This window comes from Rhodococcus sp. P4_B6 (genome assembly GCF_056402215.1).
Map to the genome: position 1 here is coordinate 93,731 of NZ_JBFUHV010000017.1, position 16,285 is coordinate 110,015.

Sequence of the window (16,285 nt, forward strand, 5' to 3'; positions counted from 1 at the left end):
ACCGATACCTGATGACAACATCGACTACTTTGCGCCGCAGCGGCTTCGGTCCACTTCGCCGCGGCATCGATGCCTTCCCCCTGACCGGAGGTCGGCCGGCCGAACGTATCCCGCGGTTCCGCACCATCTCCGACCTGTTCGAGAAGCGGTGGATGGAGGGTGCCGTCCCACTCGTGCTGGCACTCGCACTGTGCGTGTATGTCCTGGCGACGACCAACGTCGGCGCGGCCAACGCACCGCTGATACTCGACGAGGTAGCCGAGTGGGGCCTGCTCGCAGTCGGCCTGACGGTCGTCCTCGTCGGCGGCGGCATCGACCTGTCGATCGGATCGATGGTGGGCGTCTGCGCGCTCGGCGCGATGGTCGCCGACCGGGTCTGGATGTGGCCGACCGCGGTCGTCGTCCCGGCGGGGATAGTGCTCGGGGCGTTACTCGGGTCGGTCAACGGGTACCTCATCGCCCATCGGCGGATGCGCCCGTTCATCACCACCCTCGTCACACTCATCGCGTTCGGCGGGGCGGCAGCCGCACTGCAGAACGCGTACAGCACCCAGATCGGCATCGGCAAGCAGTCTCTCGTATGGGACTTCTTCAGCAACGGCACGATCATCGGGATCCCCACCGAGTGGTTCGTCTTCGCGGTGGCGCTGATCGTCGTGCACCTGGCACTGACGCGCTCACGTTGGGGCTGGTGGGTGACGGCGACCGGATCCGACCGGCGCTCGGCGCGTCGTAACGGCATTCCGGTTACCGCCGTGACCTTCTGGACGTATGTGCTGTCCGGCGCGTTGGCCGGCACAGCTGCGATCCTGACGTCGGCACGGCTCAGTCGTACCGATCCCAATATCGGACGGGGTTGGGAGATCATCGTGCTGACCGCGGTCGTCCTCGGTGGGGTGAGCCTGAAGGGCGGGCGTGGTTCGGTGCTCCGCGCGACGGTCGGCGTCGTCGTGGTTGCCATCATCCAGCAGGCCACCGTCGCCGACGGCGCGCAGGGGTCCTACTACACTGTCATTCTCGCGGCCGTGCTGCTGATGTTCACGATCCTCGATCTGCAGTGGGGGAAGTACCGGCAGCGGGCGGTCGAGAAGCTGAAGATCGATCCGGCCCGCCTGTCCCTCGGCCCGCTGGTCGACGTCACCGAACCGGGCACCGTGTGGTCGCTGAACCGGCGGCTCACCGATGCGCCGCCGGTCGGCCTCGGCAAGATCCGGGGAGCGGAGGACTGTGCGGTCGACTCGGACGGCAACGTGTACTGCGGGGACCAGCGCGGCTGGGTGTGGCGGTTCCGCGGCATCGACGACACCGAGGGCGAGATCTTCTCCCGCACCGGCGGATTCCCGTGCGGACACGTCTGGGATGCGGAGGGTCGCCTCGTCGTCGCGGTGGGTGGCATGGGTATCTACCGCATCGGGAGCGACGGCGAACCGGAACTCGTCGCCAACAAGGTCACGCGCAGTCCCCTGTCACTCATCGACGATTCGGGCCTGCGAGCCATCGACGATCTCGACATCGCTCCCGACGGCTCGATCTACGCCTCCGACTTCTCCACACGGACCAACACAGCCGACTTCCTGCTCGAGCTCGTCGAGTTCCGGCCCAACGGCCGGGTCATCCGAGTCACTCCCGACGGCAAGACCGAGGTGGTCGTGTCCAACTACGTCTTCCCCAACGGCATCTGCACCGCACACGACGGCGAGTCGATCCTCATCGCGAGCACCGGCTTGTGTCGCATCGATCGGCTGTGGATCTCCGGGCCGAAGACGGGGCAGCTCGAACCGGTACTGGAGAACCTGCCCGGCTACCCGGACAACATCAACAGGTCGTCTGATGGCAACTACTGGATGCCGTTGTGCGCCATGCGCACCCAGATGTCCGATCTACTCGGGAAGTACCCCGCGGTCCGCCGCAGGATGACCCGCGAGGTGTCCGTGGACAACTGGGTGGTGCCACAGCTCAACGTCTCGTGCGTGATCAAGTTCAGTGACCGCGGCGAGATCCTGTCGGTGCTCTGGGACGAGTCGATGGAGAACTATCCGATGGTCACCGCGGCGAAGGAACGCGACGGTGCGCTGTACCTGTGCGGCGTCAGCAACAACCGTATCGGCCGGCTGGTACTCGACCCGAGTGAAGTCGGCACCATCGATCCCTCGGCGGTGCCGGGGACCGCTCGCACGCGCACTCCCGAGGAGGTCACCCGATGAGTTCGACCCTGAGCACCCTCAGAGAATGGATCAACCCGAATCGGGGCAGGCACCGCACCGTGCCGCCGATGGACACCGGGCTGCGCCCCAATCTCCGGTTGGACGAGGCAACGGAACTCTTGCCTCCCGGGCGGTACGAGCCCGACGACGTGGTAATCACCCGGTCCGGCGCTGCGGCTTTCAGCAGTGGCAACGTCGTGTTCGACTACCACGACGGTGAGGTTGTTCTCCGCGCCGAGTTCTCCGGCAGGGTCGCGGCCCTCGCGGCCGTCGGCGACGAGGTCGTCGCTGCGGTCGAGGGTCGCGGGCTCTGTGCGATCTCACCGTCCGGTGCGGTCGCGGAGATCTGCACGGACCCGTCGGTCACCTCGTGCGTGACCGCGCTGACGGGGACTCCCGACGCCGCCCTGCTCGTGGCCGTCGGCTCGACCACCGGGCAGTCCGCGGAGTGGGCACGGGCCCTGGTCACCGGCGACCGGTCCGGACAGATCGTGCGGGTGGACGGGGCCCGGGCACGGGTGGTTGCCGAAGGCCTGGCATGGCCGTCGGGGATCGGTATGGCCTCCGACCGCGACGTGCTCGTGTCGATCAGCCTGGAGCACCGCGTCGAACTGCGCGAACTCACGGCACTCGGCGACCGGGGGCGCACGATGACGGCGAACCTTCCGATCTACCCCGGTCGGGTGAGCGCCGACGACGGCGGCTACTGGTTCGCCGCGCCGTATGTACGCAACCGGGTCACGGAGATGCTGCTCGACGAACCCGAGGTGCTTGCCGAGATGATCGGCACGATCAGCCGCGACGAATGGTTCGTCCCGCGCCTGCACAGCGAGGACCCCTTCACGGAGACGATGCAGATGGGACAGCTGCGGGTGCTCGGGGTCGTGAAGAGCTGGGCGCCCGCCCGCTCCTGCGGGCTCGTGTTCCGCATGGACCGCACGGGCAGAGTCGTCGAGAGCGCCCATGCCCGCGTCGACAGCAACCGTCACGGCGTCACCGGTGTCGCCGTCCGGGACGGACAGGTGATCGCCGCGGCGTGCGGGTACGGGAATCTGCTGAACCTACAAGAGCACAACAGATGAGGATGGCAACGATGCCAAAGGTAGCGAGTGGCTCATCCGCCGCGCCGGTGATCCGGTTGACGAACGTCGGCAAGAGCTACAACGGAACCCACGCGCTCGCCGGAGTCGACTTCGATGTCCGCCCGGGCGAGGTCCACGCCGTACTGGGTGAGAACGGTGCCGGGAAGTCGACGATGGTGAAGATCATCTCGGGCGCGGTCGCGCACGACACCGGCACTCTCGAGATCTCCGGACGGGAGCGAACGTTCGCGACACCGCGCGAATCGGTGGAAGCCGGTGTGGCGATGGTCTACCAAGAAGGGTCCCTCGTCGAGTCGATGACGGTCGCGCAGAATCTATTCATGGGCGACGAGAAAGTGTTCAACAACCTCGGTCACCTCAATGTCATTGCCCGAGAACTACTCGAATCGCACAACTTCCACATCCGCCCCGACGTGGCGGCCGGTTCACTCGGTGTGGGCCAGAAGCAGATGGTGGAGATTGCCCGCGCGGTCCATCGGAATGCGGACCTGGTGATCCTCGACGAACCGACCGCATCGGTGACACCCGAAGAACGGTTGCAGTTGTTCATGTCGATGCGGAGTCTCGCGCGGCGCGGGATCGGCGTCATCTTCATCACCCACATGCTCGACGAGGCGTTCGAGCAGGCGGATCGCATCACCGTCCTGCGCGACGGCGTGGTCCAGGGGACCCTGGCGAAGCCGGAGTTCACCCACGACCGGGTAGTCAAGATGATGGTGGGCCGCACCGTCGAAATGGGACGCGTGCTGCCGGGCCGCACACCGGAACCGACGCCGACGCTGCAGGTCGAGGACCTGACACTGCTGCCCGCTGTGCGTAACATGGCGTTCTCCGCCTACGCGGGTGAGATCGTCGGCCTCTACGGGCTGGTCGGTGCGGGGCGCAGCGAGGTCGCGATGATCATCAGCGGCATCACGAAGCGTCGTCGCCTCCGCGGTGGCACGGTGCAGCTCAACGGAAAACCGGTCCGCTTCCGAACACCGCGGCACGCGCGGCGGGCCGGCATCGTCTACATCACCGAGGACCGCAAGGCGTCCGGCTTCTTCAGCCATCTGACGATCGCGGACAACATCTATCTCGGCCACCTGTGCAGCGCACTCCGCCTGCCGTTCCTGTTCCGCCCCCGTGTCCGGAAGACGGTGGCGCAGCGGTTCGTCGACCAGTTCGAGGTTCGCACCCTCGCACCCGACAAGGCCACCCTCGAGGAGCTGAGCGGCGGAAATCAGCAGAAGGTCGTACTCGCCAAGGGACTGACCCGCAAGCCGCTGGTCGCGATCATCGACGAGCCGACCCGCGGTGTGGATCTGGGCACGATTCCGGAGCTTCACGCGATGATTCGCGCTCTCGCCGACGACGGAGTCGCGGTGGTGGTCATCTCGTCCTACCTGCCCGAGATCCAGGCGCTGTCCGATCGGGTCCTGGTAGCACGCGCGGGCAGCATCGCAGCCGAGTTCTCGCCGGAGGAAGCCGACGAGGAGAGCCTCATGTTCGCGGCGGTCCACTGACGCGCGGCGTCACGGCCTCCGTCACGACACCCGTTCGATGAGATTCACCTTGACGTGGTCCGGTCGCGCGAGGGTGCGCTCGGGCACGAGCTCGACCGCCGCCTTGACGCCCAGCGCCGACCGGACCCGCTGCTCGATCGACGACCGCAGGTCGTCCTGCTGCTCGGTACCGAGTCCGTCGGAATACTCCACGACCAGCATGAGCGGCTTCTGGGTCGAATGCCCCTCGAAGTCGACGCGGATCCGCATCTCGCCGGTGGTGGCCGGCGTCAGCTCCGACACCAATTGCTTGACCGCGGACGGAAAGAGGTTGATGCCGCGCACGATCAGCATGTCGTCGGTCCGGCCGACGCACCGCACCTTGTACCCGGTGCGGCCGCATGCGCAGTCGGTGCCGGTGACGACCACGTGGTCGCGGGTGCGGAACCGCAGCAGCGGCGACGCCTGCCTGCGGAGCGCCGTGTACACCAACTCACCCTGCGCGCCGGGCACGGGCGCGACGATCTCGTCGGTCTCCGGATCGATCAGCTCGGCCACCATCAGGTCCGGGGAGAGGAAGTGCATTCCGTCGCCGGCCTCGCACTCGCCCCAGTAGATGCAGGCGATATCGGTGCCGCCCAGCATCTCCCGTGATGTGGCACCCCACAACGACTCGAGCTTGCAGCGCACGGCGGGCAGGCCGCCACCGGGTTCGCCGCCCACACTGATCGCGCGCACACCCAGATCGCGGGCCCGCAGGCCGAGGATCGCCGGCGCCTGCTCGGCCAGATACGCCAGAAAGTTCGGCGTGCCGATCAGCGCACCGGGCCGCTGGTCCGCCTGCACCCGCAGGAGTCGCTCCGCGCCCGCCTCCGCGCCGATCGGAATGTCGACGATGCCCATGTACTGCGCCATCTGCACGACGGGGATCCCGCCGACGAAGCCCTTGCTCATACCGAACCCGTGAAGCAACCGGTCACCGGGACGAAAACCGTTGGCGTACAGTGCCCGCGCTCCGAGCTCGGACCAGACGTCGATGTCGCGCCGCGTCAACCCGACGTAGGATGGGCTGCCGGTAGTGCCCGACGACGCCTGGATCTGCACGATGTCGGCGGCCTCCGCCGCGACGTGGTTGCCCAGCGGCGGCGTGGCCGCCAGGCTGTCCCGCAGTTCCTGCTTCTCGGTGAACGGCAGCCCCGCGAGGTCCTCCACCGTCCGCACACGGGTGACGTCGACGGAATGCTCGGCGAACTTCGCCTTGTAGAAGTCGCTGCGGGCGGCCAGATAGTCGAGTTGCTCGCGCAGCCGACGGTTCTGCAGATCCGCAGCGTCGCCGGGAGTGAGCGATTCGACCGCGCTCCAGTGCCGTGACGAATGAGGAACAGCCATGGTGCGATCCCTCTTCCTACTCGAATTCGGCCCTGATGGCGTCGGTGTGCGCGCCGAGGGCGGGCACCGCGCCGCTGCGCACCGGCCACCCGTCGGCCACCGCGGGCGGCAGCAGCGCAGGCACCGGGCCGGACGGGGTACCCACCTCGCGCCACCGTCCGCGCTCGACGAGCTGCGGGTGCTCGGCCAGGTCGCGCACGCTGTTGAGCCGGGCGTTGCCGATCCCCGCGGCGTCCGCCGTCTTCTGGATCTCCGCAAGCGTGTGCTCGGCGCACCACGCCCCCACGACCGCGTCCAGCTCGTCACGCGCCTCGACGCGAGTGTCGTTGTGCGCGTATCGGGGTTCGTCGGCGAGTTCCGGCCGGCCGATCATCTCGGCGAGGCGTCCCCACTCGCGGTCGTTTGTGGTCCCGAGCACCGCGGTCTGCCCGTCGGAGGTGGGGTACGCGCCGTAGGGCGCGATCATCGGTGAGCCCATACCGACGGGCACCGGCTCGGTGCCGGCGTGGATCACCTGATTGAGGGCGAACCCCATCATCTCGGCTACGGTGTCGAGCATGGCGATCGGGATGACCGCTCCCCTGCCGGTCCGCTCCCGGTCGTAGAGCGCGGCGAGCACGGCGGAGTACGCGTACAGCGCCGTGCCGACGTCGGCCACCGGGATGCCCGGCTTGGCCGGCTGCCCCTGTGCGCCGGTGATGCTGCAGGAGCCGCCCTCCGCCTGGATGAGCAGGTCGTAGGCCCGCTTGTGGTCGAGGGGGCCACCCTTGCCGTAGCCGGAGATGTCCACGACGATCAGCCGCGGGTAGTCACGCGAGAGGTCCCGGGTACCGATTCCCAACCGGTCGAGCGCGCCGGGCGCGAGGTTGCTGACCACGACGTCGGCGGTGGCGAGAATGTTCAGGAAGGTGCCCAGGTCGGTTGCGGACTTGAGGTCCAGCGCCGCCGACTCCTTGCCGTGGTTCAGCCACGTGAAGTGCGCCGACATCCCGCCGACGACGGAGTCGTAGGCGCGCGTCGAGTCGCCGAAGCCAGGGGCCTCCACCTTGATCACCCGGGCCCCGAGGTCCGCGAGGTGGCGCGTGCACAGCGGCGCCGAGATCGCCTGCTCCAGCCCGACCACGGTGATGCCGGCCAGCGGACCCTGCGTTCGTTGTTCGGTTGCGGTCACGTGAACTTCGGCTCCCTCTTCTCGCGGAACGAGGACACGCCCTCGACCACGTCCGGACCACCGAAACCGAAGAACTCCAAGCCCAGCGAGGCGTCGAAGATCGGCATGGCCTGTCGGTACCAGCCGTTGAGCGCCATCTTGGTGCCCTGGATCCCGGTCCGGGAGCCGGCGGCCAGCTTCCGCGCGATCTCCATCGCCCGGTCCTGCACCTGGTCGTCGTCGACGCACAGCGACACCATGCCGATCCGCTCCGCCTCCTCGCCGGTGAGCACCTCGTTGGTGAGCAGGTGGTACTTGGCCTTCGCCATGCTCGTCAGCAGCGGCCAGCAAATGGCCGCGTGATCCCCGGCGGCGACACCCAGCCGGACGTGGCCGTCGACGATCTTCGCGCGGCGGCCCGCCACCGAGATGTCGGCGAGCAGCGCGGCCACGAGGCCGGCACCGGCGGCCGGTCCGTTGATTGCGGAGACGATCGGCTGCGGGACCTCGATGATGTTGCGCACCAGGTCGCGTGCCTCACGCATCACCCGGGTCCGCGACGAGTAGTCGCCGATCATGGCCTCGACGAGATCGAAGCTGCCTCCCGCCGAGAACGCCCGGTCGCCGGCGCCGCGGATGACCACGACGCGCACCGACTGGTCGAGACCGATCACCGGCCAGATGTCGGCCAGCTCGCGGTGCGCGTCCGGGCCCACCGCGTTGAGGTTCGGCCCGTCCAGCATGATGCGGAGAATGCCTTCTTCCGGGCGGTCTACCTTCACGGACGTGAAGTCCTCGTAGCTGGTCACTGTTGCTTCCTTCCTGGGAAATTCTCGGGTCGATCGGTGCGCCGGCAGCTCGGTCAGGCGCCGACGTCCCACCGCGACGCGACATCCGCGGTCGCGACCGTGCCCACCCGCGGCGTCTCGGGTTCGCGAGCGGGTGTGCCGCTGAAACGCGGCGCGGGCATCGGATGCAGGACACCGCCGACGGTCCGGTACACGCCGCGCTGGGTGTTGTGGGGATCCACGGCGGCCTCGTCGAACGTGAGCACCGGGGTGACGCAGGCATCGGTACCCGCGAATACCTTCTCCCATTCGTCGCGGGTGCGGCGCTCGACAGCGTCGCCGATGAGCTTGCGCAGATGCGGCCACGCGGCGCGGTCGTTCTGGTCGGGCCAGTCGTCGGTATCGGGGCCGAGCCGCGAGGTGAACTCCCGGTAGAAGTCGGGTTCGAGCGCGCCGACGGCGATGTAGCCGCCTTCCGCGCACCGGTAGGTGTCGTAGAACGGTGCTCCGGAGTCGAGAAAGTTCGTCCCCGGATCGTCCGAGTAGAGGCCCGCGGCGCGCAGACCCTGCAGCTTGGCGGTCAGGGCCGCGACGCCGTCGACCATCGCCGCGTCGATCACCTGCCCCCGCCCCGTTCGGGCGGCGGAGACCAGGGCGCACGCAATGCCGTACGCGCCCATGGCGCCGCCCGCCGCGTAGTCACCGAGCAGGTTGATCGGCGGCCGCGGCGCACTGTCGGACCGTGCCATGGCGTGCAACGCGCCGGACTGCGCCACGTAGTTGATGTCGTGTCCGGCGTCCCGCGACCGCGGACCGGTCTGTCCGTAGCCGGTCAAGCGCACGTAGACGAGGCGATCGTTGCGTGCCATCACCTCGTCCGGTCCGAGCCCGAGCCGTTCGGTCACGCCGGGCCGGTATCCCTCGATGAAGACGTCCGCGGCTTCGGCCAGGCGCAGCACACTCTCACGTCCGGCCGGGTCCTTGAGGTCGACGGCCACCGCGTCGACGCCGCGGTTGACGACGTCGACTTCCTCGGTGAGACCGTCCGTCTGGCTGAGGGCGCGGGCCGACCGGTTCGGGGGCCGCACCACCCGCACCACATCGGCTCCCATGTCGGCGAGCAGCATCGAGACATACGGCACCGGACCCATTCCCGCGAGCACCAGCGCCCGGACTCCAGCCAGCGGACCGGTCATCGTCACACTCCTTCGTAAGTGGGGCTCAGTACGACCGCGGCAGGCCGAGCACCTGCTGCGAGACGTAGTTGCGCACCATCTCCTGCGAGAACGGCGCGTTGCGCAGGAGTCGCACCTCCCGCCACAGCCGCTCGATGTGGTACTCCTTCGCGTACGCGTAACCGCCCAGTGTCGAGAACACCCGGTCGCACGCTTCGAAGCCGGCCTCGGCGCCGAGGTACTTCGCCGCCGCGGCCTCGTGCCCGCACTCCTGCTTGTCGTCGAACAGCTTCGCGGCGTGCATCGCCATCCGCTCGGCGGCCTCGAGACGGATCCACGAGTCCGCGAGCGGATGGGCGACGGCCTGGTTCTGGCCGATCGGGCGATCGAACACCACCCGGTTCTTCGCGTACTCGGTGCCGATCTCGAGCGCCGCGCGACCGAGGCCGATGCCCTCCATCGCGACGACGATGCGTTCGGGGTTGAGTCCGTCGATGATGTAGTAGAAGCCCTTGTCGACCTCGCCGACCACGTCCTCGTCGGCCACGAACAGATTGTCGATGAACAGTTCGTTGGTGTCGATGGCCGCGCGCCCGAGCTTGTCGATCTCGCGGATCGTGACGTGCTTGGGGTCGAGTTCGGCGAAGAAGATCGTCATCCCGTGCAGCGGCTTGTCGTCACGCCGCGGCGACGTGCGGGCAAGCAGCAGGATGCGGTGCGCGTTCTGAGCGTTGGTGATGAACACCTTCTGGCCGTTGATGACCCAGCCGCCGTCGACCTTGGTCGCCTTGGTCTTGATACGGGACGTGTCCACGCCGGCGGTCGGCTCGGTGATGCCGAACGCGGTGAGCATCTCACCCGAGGCCAGCTTTGGGAGATACTTCTTCTTCATCTCCTCCGAGCCGTACCGGACTATCGGCGCCGGCGGGAAGACGTAGAAGTGGATCGCCGAGCCACCGCTCATACCGCCGCCGGAGGAGGCGATCTCGCCCATCATCACCGCGGCCTCCTGGAGACCCAGGCCGATTCCGCCGTACTCCTCCGGGATCATCGCGCCGAGCCAGCCCCCGTCCGCGAACGCCTTGATGAAATCCCAGGGGTATTCGTGCTTGTTGTCCTTGTCGAGCCAGTAGTTGTTGTCGAACTTCCGTGCCAGCTCGCGAGTCGCCTTGCGGACGATCTCGATGTTGCTTTCGGTGTCGAAATCTGCCATCTCAGTACTCCTAGTCTTCGCCCGCGTACACGGGAATGTCCTCGAGCGGCGTCGCCGGGTCGAGCGACGACATGTCGCCGATCGGGGCACCGATGAACCGCGACCGGATGGCGCGGCGCATGATCTTTCCGTTCTTCGTCTTCGGCAGCGTCGGCACCGCATAGACTTCGGGCGCAAAGGATTTCCCCGCATTCGCCAGCGCCGTCGCCTGCAGGTCGTCGTTGTCGACACCGTCGGCACGCAGAACCGCGAACGCCACCGCACGCTGACCGCGCATCTCGTCCGGCACGCCGATCACCGCGACCTCCGTGATCCGGTTGTCACGCAGCAGCGCCGCCTCGATCTCGGCCGGCCCCACGCGGCGCCCGGAGAGCTTGATCGTGTCGTCCGAGCGGCCGTGGATCCGCCACATGCCGGCAGCATCGACGCTCGCGAGATCGCCGTGCACCCAGACGCCGTCCCAGCGACTCCAATAGGTGTCCAGGTAGCGGTCCCGGTCCTGCCAGAAGGCGTGCGTCATTCCAGGGAACGTGTTGAGCACCGCGAGTTCGCCGATCCGGCCGACGACGGGCGTGCCGTCGTCGTCGAGCACGGCGGCATCGACGCCGGGCAGTGGTCCAGTGAACGCCGCCGGTGCGGCGGGCAGGAACGGGTAGCCGACGAGGATGCCGCCGCCGACCTCGGTGCCGCCGCTGTAGTTGACGATCGCGCGCTCTCGCCCGCCGACCTCGTCGAACAGCCAGAACCAGGTCGGCTCGTCCCATGCCTCTCCGGTGGAGACGAACGTCTTCAGGGTCGGCATCGCCGGAGCGCTGCCGTCGCCCGCCGCCTTGAGTGCGCGTGCCGCCGTCGGTGCGATGCCCTGCACGGTGACACCGTTGCGGTTCACGATCTCCCACATACGATTCGGTGTGGGATGGGTGGGCAGGCCCTCGATCATCACGATGGTCGCGCCGAGCTGCAGCGGGCCGGTCATGAGCATCGGGCCCACGAGCCAGCCGAGGTCGGTGATCCAGGAGACCACGTCGTCGGCGTGCACGTCGAAGCCGTAGGCGAAGTCGACCGCGGTCTTGGCCGCGAAACCGCCGTGCGAGTGCACGATTCCCTTCGGCCTGCCCGTGGTGCCGGACGTGTAGACGATCGTCAGCGCGTCGTTCGACTCGGTGTCCGCCACGTCGACAGGGTCCGGATCCGCGGGCAGTTCGTCGTAATAGACGTCGCGGCCGGCCTGCATCGGCACGTCGGTGCCCAAATGCCGGATCACCACGACGGAGCGGACCGACGGCGCCTGCGCCAGTGCGGCGTCCGCGGTCGCCTTCATCTCGACGACCTTGTCGCGACGGGTCGTGCCGTCGGCGGTCACCAGGAGCACGGCGTCCGAATCCTGCAGTCGCGTGACCAGGGCGTCGGGCGCGYAACCACTGAACGTGGGTACCGCGACCGCGCCGATCATCGCGATGGCGAGGAAGGCCACGGCCGCCTCGGGCACGACCGGCATGAACAGCACCACCCGATCCCCGCGGCGCACTCCCAGGCCCGCGAGGTGCGCCGCGAACCGGCTCACCTCCGACCCGAGCTCCGCGAAGGTCAGCGTGCGCCGCTGTCCCCCGTCGCCCTCGTAGACCACCGCGGTCTTGCCGGCGAGGTCACCACGGGCGTGCCGGAGGGCCGCCAGTTCGGCGACGTTGATCCGGCCACCCGGGAACCATCTCGGGAATTCCTTGCCGTCGGACTCGTCGAGAACACGGTCGAACGGAACCGAGAACTCGACGTCGAGGTCGGCGAGCGCCTCGCGCCAGAACCAGTCGGGGTCGGCGACGGCGCGACGGCCCAACTCGGCGACGGCGGCGGCATCGGCGCCGAATCCCCAGCTCTTCATCGCGGCGAGCAGCCTCGAGCGCTCACGTACCGCGGGGCCGGGAATCCAGGCCATCTCCTCGGGCCGGCTACTGTCGCCCATGTCTGTGTTCTCCTCGTCTGGGGCTGTCGGTGGTCGGGTCGGGGTGAGCGATCAGGCCTGCGCGTCGGCCGACTTCTTGAGCATCAGGCCGACGCGGGTGGCGTCGCACACGATCTCGTCGCGCTGGTTGATGCCGTAATGGCGGAACGTGACGATGCCGGAGTCGTTGCGACTCTTCGATTCCCGGGCCGACACGATCTCGGTGCGCACGTGGATGGTGTCACCGTGGAACACCGGCTTGGGGAACTTGATCGAGTCGAAGCCGAGGTTGCCAAGGGTTGTCCCGTAGGTGGTGTCGTGCATCGAGATACCGGCAACGAGGCCGAGGAGGAACAGGCTGTTCACCAAACGCTGCCCGTGGATGGAGTCTTTGCTGTACTCCGCATCCAGGTGGAGCGGCGCCATGTTCAAGGTCATCGTGCTGAACAGGACGTTGTCGGTTTCGGTCACGGTGCGGCGCACCTCGTGATCGATGACCATTCCCGGTGCGAATTCCTCGAAGTACAGACCCGGCATGTGACGTCCTTTCTCTCGAGCGACGACGAGTACGACCGTCGATCGCTGCAGTGCGTAGCCTCACTGTAGAAGAAATATATTATGCACGCAAGGCTGCAATGTTTAGTGCCTGATGCATTGCGCAAGTCCATCTATTGGTGAATAGTATATGATGCATAACACACAGCGTCGACGGTGTGATCCCGCAGACAAGACTGAAGGACGCCCTTACGTGAACAACACCGAAGAAGACCTCATGACCGACCTCGCGCCCAAGCAAGTCCCCAAGTCCGAACCGACACCAGAACCGCGCAAACTCACAGCCTGGGGCATCACAGGAATGCTCGTGGTGCTGTACCTCATGAATGCGTCCGACAAGGCGGTGTTCGGCCTCATAGCGCAACCGCTCAGTGAAGACCTCGGACTGAGCGCGTCGCAGATCGGCTTCACCGGCAGCATGTTCTTCCTCGCCTTCAGCTTCGGCGGCTTCTTCGCCGGGCCGATCAACAAGGTTCTCGCGCTCCGGTGGTCCATCGCGATCATCGCCGTGCTGTGGGGCGTCGTCATGCTGCCGCTGGTCGTGTGGTCGACATTCGCCGTGCTGCTGGCGAGCCGGATGCTCCTCGGCCTCACCGAAGGGCCGACATCCGCGCTGCTGCACACCGCCGCCTATTCATGGCATGCGCCCGCGAAGCGGGGTCTGCCGAGCGCACTCATCATCAGCGGAAGCATGCTGGCCAAAATGCTCGTCGTCCCGATCCTCGCGCTCGTGGTGGCCGAGTACGGGTGGCGAGCAGCCATCCTCGTGCTCGCTTTCGCAACCACGCTGTGGTGCATCCCGTGGCTGCTGACCTGGCGGCCCGGCCCGTACACCGTCGGCGGCAAGCACACGCCGACGGACGACACCGACAGCGAGCCGGCGGTCGCGTGGCGGCGGCTGCTCACATCGAAGACCTTCGTATCCGCCGTCCTCGTCGCGATGAGCGCCTACGCACTCATGACCGTCGTGCTCACCTGGTTGCCGTCGTACTTCGAGCAGGGTCTGGGGTACTCGCGGCTCGAGTCGGGCACGTTGTTCGCGGCACCGAGCTTCGTCGGGCTCGCGACGCTCGTCGGCGGATCCTGGCTGAGCGACCGCGGCATCAGCCGCGGCCTGTCGATCCGCCTGGTCCGCGTGGTCGTGCCGTGCGTCGGCGTCATCGTCGCCGGGGTGCTCCTGCTCAGCCTGCCGGCCCTGGGGACCCCGATCCTCGCGGTCTGCGCGGTCTCGGTGGCGTACGGGCTGGTCGTTGCGGTGTTCCCGCTGCTCAATGCCGCGGTGATCGCGACGTGCCCGCCGCGCCAGACAGCAGGCGTGATCGGCGCCTTCTTCGCGTTGCAAGCGATCGGCGGGATCATCGGACCGTGGTCGATGGGGATCGTCGTCGACGCCTCGGCAAGCAAGATCGACGGGTACCAGGCGGCGTTCCAGTGCCTGGGCATCGTGGGTGCCGTCGTCGCGGTTCTCGCGCTGATTCTCGCCGACCCGGCGCGTGATCGCGAGCGCCTCCGCGTCACCCGCTGACCCACAGGCGATCCGATGTGCGCAGTACTTCCGGCAGCAGCCAGGAGTACTGCGCACAAACGTCTGTCCCGTCGGAGTTATCTCGAGCCGCTGCCCCTTTCCGGCATTCAATATATTATGTTTTAACTGTACTCGTCGAACGATCGGAGCGCGTCCCGTGACAGCATCGCACGCCGCACTGGAAGCCACCCCGGAGGAATGGCGGCTGCGTGCGCGGTGCCGCGGCATGGATATCGCCGTCTTCTACCTCGACGAGGACAATAGGAATTCGCAACTTCAGCGCGAGAGTATCGCGAAGAACATCTGCCGACGCTGCCCGGTGATCAACGAATGCCGTCAGTACGCCATCCGTTTCGGCGAACAACACGGCGTGTGGGGCGGATTGACCCCGAGGGAACTCGGCGCTGCAAGAAAGTGGAGCCGCTGGCAGCGGTAGACACATCGGCGCCGCCCTCGCCAGTCTCCGGCAAGGGCGGCGCTGTGTACCGATCCGATCAGTCAGCGGTATTGGGCTGCAACCGATTCAGGATTGTCGAGATGTCGTCGACGTTCTCGAGGTCGTACACGGCCTCGATGACGGCGTCCGCGTCCGCGTCGCCCACTACTCCTACTCCGTCGATGTTGTGGCGGAACTTGGCGATCAGTTCGTCGTCGGTCATGTAGGTGACCGGGTCGGGGGATGGACTGCCCTTGGGGTAGCCGCGTTCGCCGGAGAACCGGGTGCCGCGCGCATGGACCTCGATGCGCGATCGGCGTGCGGCCGGGTTGCTCGCCAGTGCCGCGGTGTAGTCGGGGTGTTCCTGAAAAGTCGTCTTCGTGGTGAGCTCGAGGACGGACGGGTCGAGGACCGCTTCCGGCGTCTGCCAGTCCTTGCCGGGGGGAATCCGGTGGGCGGCGAGGGCAAGGCCGTGGGTCATGCTGAACTGCGCGTCACGCGGATTGCGGATGGTCTCGTTGACCCACACCGGCTGCATCACGAAGCTCTCGCCCCAGGCGTTGATGGCCTCGATCTCGTCGGGCTTGATGTCGTTGACCTCGATGATCTCGGTGAGGGCATCGAACAGCGCGTGCATCACCCGGCAGTGGGGATACGGCTTGAACGACTGGAACGGGGTGAAGGTCCACTCCGTCCCGAGACCCGCGGTGATGGGCGCCGGCTCCCAGCGCGAGGTCCCGATGAATCGGGGAAAACCGTACTCGCGGTCGTCGAGCATCTGGTGGTCACCGGTGTGCCCGAGTTCGGCCAGGCTCGCGGCCGTCACGGCCGACAGGGCCATACCCCCGGCGAGCTGGTATTTGATCGTGGTCGACGGCGCGTGCATCATCCATGCCCGCTGGGTGTTGGTCGGCATCGTCGAGCCCATGATCCCGAGCGCATCGGCCAGCGTCTCATTGCCGAACCCCTTGACGACGCCGATCGCGGCCGCCGCACCGAACAGCGTGCTGCTGTAGCCGATGACCTTCGGAATGGTCACCACACCGTCTTTGATGTCGCGCAGATAGTCGGTGGCCTTGCCGATGCGGTACGACATCTCGTGCGCCACCGCTATCGCCGTGAGCAGTCGCTCACCCGAGGAGTGCAGGGCCTCGGCGGTCGCCAACGCACCGGGCACCACGTAGGGGGTCACGTGACCGGGCGGCAGGACCGCGTCCTGGTCGAGCGCGTTGACCAATTCGGCGTTGGCGAAAGCCGCACCGGGTACCGACGTCTTCGTGCCCGTCCCGATGATCGACGCCGAACCGCCCGCACCACCGAGGAA

General features: G+C 67.4%; 13 protein-coding genes. 5 read left to right on the plus strand and 8 right to left on the minus strand.

The features are described 5' to 3' along the window. Positions 1 to 11 precede the first annotated feature (11 nt). From AC1DWT_RS11345 to AC1DWT_RS11355, 3 genes are read left to right on the plus strand one after another with little or no spacing between them, the layout of a single operon-like run. Complete coding sequence (locus AC1DWT_RS11345) at positions 12 to 2,204, plus strand: ABC transporter permease (RefSeq protein ID WP_083395721.1); 2,193 nt, start codon at positions 12 to 14, stop codon at positions 2,202 to 2,204. Continuing rightward, the gene (locus AC1DWT_RS11350) at positions 2,201 to 3,286 is read left to right on the plus strand and encodes a hypothetical protein (RefSeq protein WP_072944499.1); all 1,086 of its coding nucleotides are present in this window, start codon (positions 2,201 to 2,203) and stop codon (positions 3,284 to 3,286) included. Before AC1DWT_RS11345 ends, AC1DWT_RS11350 begins: the two co-directional genes overlap by 4 nt. A gap of 11 nt (positions 3,287 to 3,297) precedes the next feature. Continuing rightward, the gene (locus tag AC1DWT_RS11355) at positions 3,298 to 4,812 is read left to right on the plus strand and encodes a sugar ABC transporter ATP-binding protein (protein WP_206013780.1); all 1,515 of its coding nucleotides are present in this window, start codon (positions 3,298 to 3,300) and stop codon (positions 4,810 to 4,812) included. Positions 4,813 to 4,833: 21 nt separating this feature from the next. On the opposite strand, the gene AC1DWT_RS11360 is transcribed toward AC1DWT_RS11355, so the two are convergent. Genes AC1DWT_RS11360 through AC1DWT_RS11390 form a run of 7 tightly spaced genes read right to left on the minus strand, consistent with a single transcriptional unit; the run spans position 4,834 to position 12,982 of the window. Further along, complete coding sequence (locus AC1DWT_RS11360) at positions 4,834 to 6,180, minus strand: phenylacetate--CoA ligase family protein (RefSeq protein WP_206013781.1); 1,347 nt, start codon at positions 6,178 to 6,180, stop codon at positions 4,834 to 4,836. Positions 6,181 to 6,196: 16 nt separating this feature from the next. After that, positions 6,197 to 7,351 (minus strand): CaiB/BaiF CoA transferase family protein, encoded by a 1,155-nt coding sequence (locus AC1DWT_RS11365; protein ID WP_206013782.1) that lies wholly within the window; start codon positions 7,349 to 7,351, stop codon positions 6,197 to 6,199. After that, positions 7,348 to 8,139 carry an enoyl-CoA hydratase/isomerase family protein gene (locus AC1DWT_RS11370; RefSeq protein WP_072944489.1) on the minus strand — a complete coding sequence of 264 codons (792 nt, stop codon included), beginning with the start codon at positions 8,137 to 8,139 and terminating at the stop codon, positions 7,348 to 7,350. Before AC1DWT_RS11370 ends, AC1DWT_RS11365 begins: the two co-directional genes overlap by 4 nt. A gap of 53 nt (positions 8,140 to 8,192) precedes the next feature. Further along, a complete protein-coding gene (locus AC1DWT_RS11375; RefSeq protein WP_206013783.1) occupies positions 8,193 to 9,314 on the minus strand; it encodes a CaiB/BaiF CoA transferase family protein in 1,122 nt (373 codons plus the stop codon). 25 nt (positions 9,315 to 9,339) lie between these two features. Continuing rightward, entirely contained in the window at positions 9,340 to 10,506 is a 1,167-nt protein-coding gene (locus AC1DWT_RS11380; RefSeq protein WP_072944485.1) for an acyl-CoA dehydrogenase family protein, read from the minus strand. 10 nt (positions 10,507 to 10,516) lie between these two features. Beyond that, the gene (locus AC1DWT_RS11385; RefSeq protein ID WP_477920613.1) at positions 10,517 to 12,466 is read right to left on the minus strand and encodes an AMP-binding protein; all 1,950 of its coding nucleotides are present in this window, start codon (positions 12,464 to 12,466) and stop codon (positions 10,517 to 10,519) included. Positions 12,467 to 12,517: 51 nt separating this feature from the next. Beyond that, positions 12,518 to 12,982 (minus strand): MaoC family dehydratase, encoded by a 465-nt coding sequence (locus tag AC1DWT_RS11390; protein ID WP_037229976.1) that lies wholly within the window; start codon positions 12,980 to 12,982, stop codon positions 12,518 to 12,520. A 211-nt stretch (positions 12,983 to 13,193) separates the two neighbouring features. On the opposite strand from AC1DWT_RS11390, the gene AC1DWT_RS11395 reads away from it, so the two are divergent. Next, positions 13,194 to 14,525 (plus strand): MFS transporter, encoded by a 1,332-nt coding sequence (locus AC1DWT_RS11395; protein WP_241031365.1) that lies wholly within the window; start codon positions 13,194 to 13,196, stop codon positions 14,523 to 14,525. A gap of 157 nt (positions 14,526 to 14,682) precedes the next feature. Beyond that, complete coding sequence (locus tag AC1DWT_RS11400) at positions 14,683 to 14,961, plus strand: WhiB family transcriptional regulator (RefSeq protein WP_072944483.1); 279 nt, start codon at positions 14,683 to 14,685, stop codon at positions 14,959 to 14,961. 58 nt (positions 14,962 to 15,019) lie between these two features. Here AC1DWT_RS11400 and AC1DWT_RS11405 read toward each other — a convergent pair. After that, positions 15,020 to 16,285 (minus strand): MmgE/PrpD family protein (locus AC1DWT_RS11405; RefSeq protein WP_477920615.1); only part of this gene is annotated, 1,266 nt, incomplete at its 5' end.

Bases quoted from the DNA above. Each gene is read 5' to 3' on its own strand.
- AC1DWT_RS11380 (WP_072944485.1), bottom strand. From the start codon at position 10,506: ATGGCAGATTTCGACACCGAAAGCAACATCGAGATCGTCCGCAAGGCG.
- AC1DWT_RS11350 (WP_072944499.1), top strand. From the start codon at position 2,201: ATGAGTTCGACCCTGAGCACCCTCAGAGAATGGATCAACCCGAATCGG.
- AC1DWT_RS11375 (WP_206013783.1), bottom strand. From the start codon at position 9,314: ATGACCGGTCCGCTGGCTGGAGTCCGGGCGCTGGTGCTCGCGGGAATG.
- AC1DWT_RS11360 (WP_206013781.1), bottom strand. From the start codon at position 6,180: ATGGCTGTTCCTCATTCGTCACGGCACTGGAGCGCGGTCGAATCGCTC.
- AC1DWT_RS11345 (WP_083395721.1), top strand. From the start codon at position 12: ATGACAACATCGACTACTTTGCGCCGCAGCGGCTTCGGTCCACTTCGC.
- AC1DWT_RS11355 (WP_206013780.1), top strand. From the start codon at position 3,298: ATGCCAAAGGTAGCGAGTGGCTCATCCGCCGCGCCGGTGATCCGGTTG.
- AC1DWT_RS11390 (WP_037229976.1), bottom strand. From the start codon at position 12,982: ATGCCGGGTCTGTACTTCGAGGAATTCGCACCGGGAATGGTCATCGAT.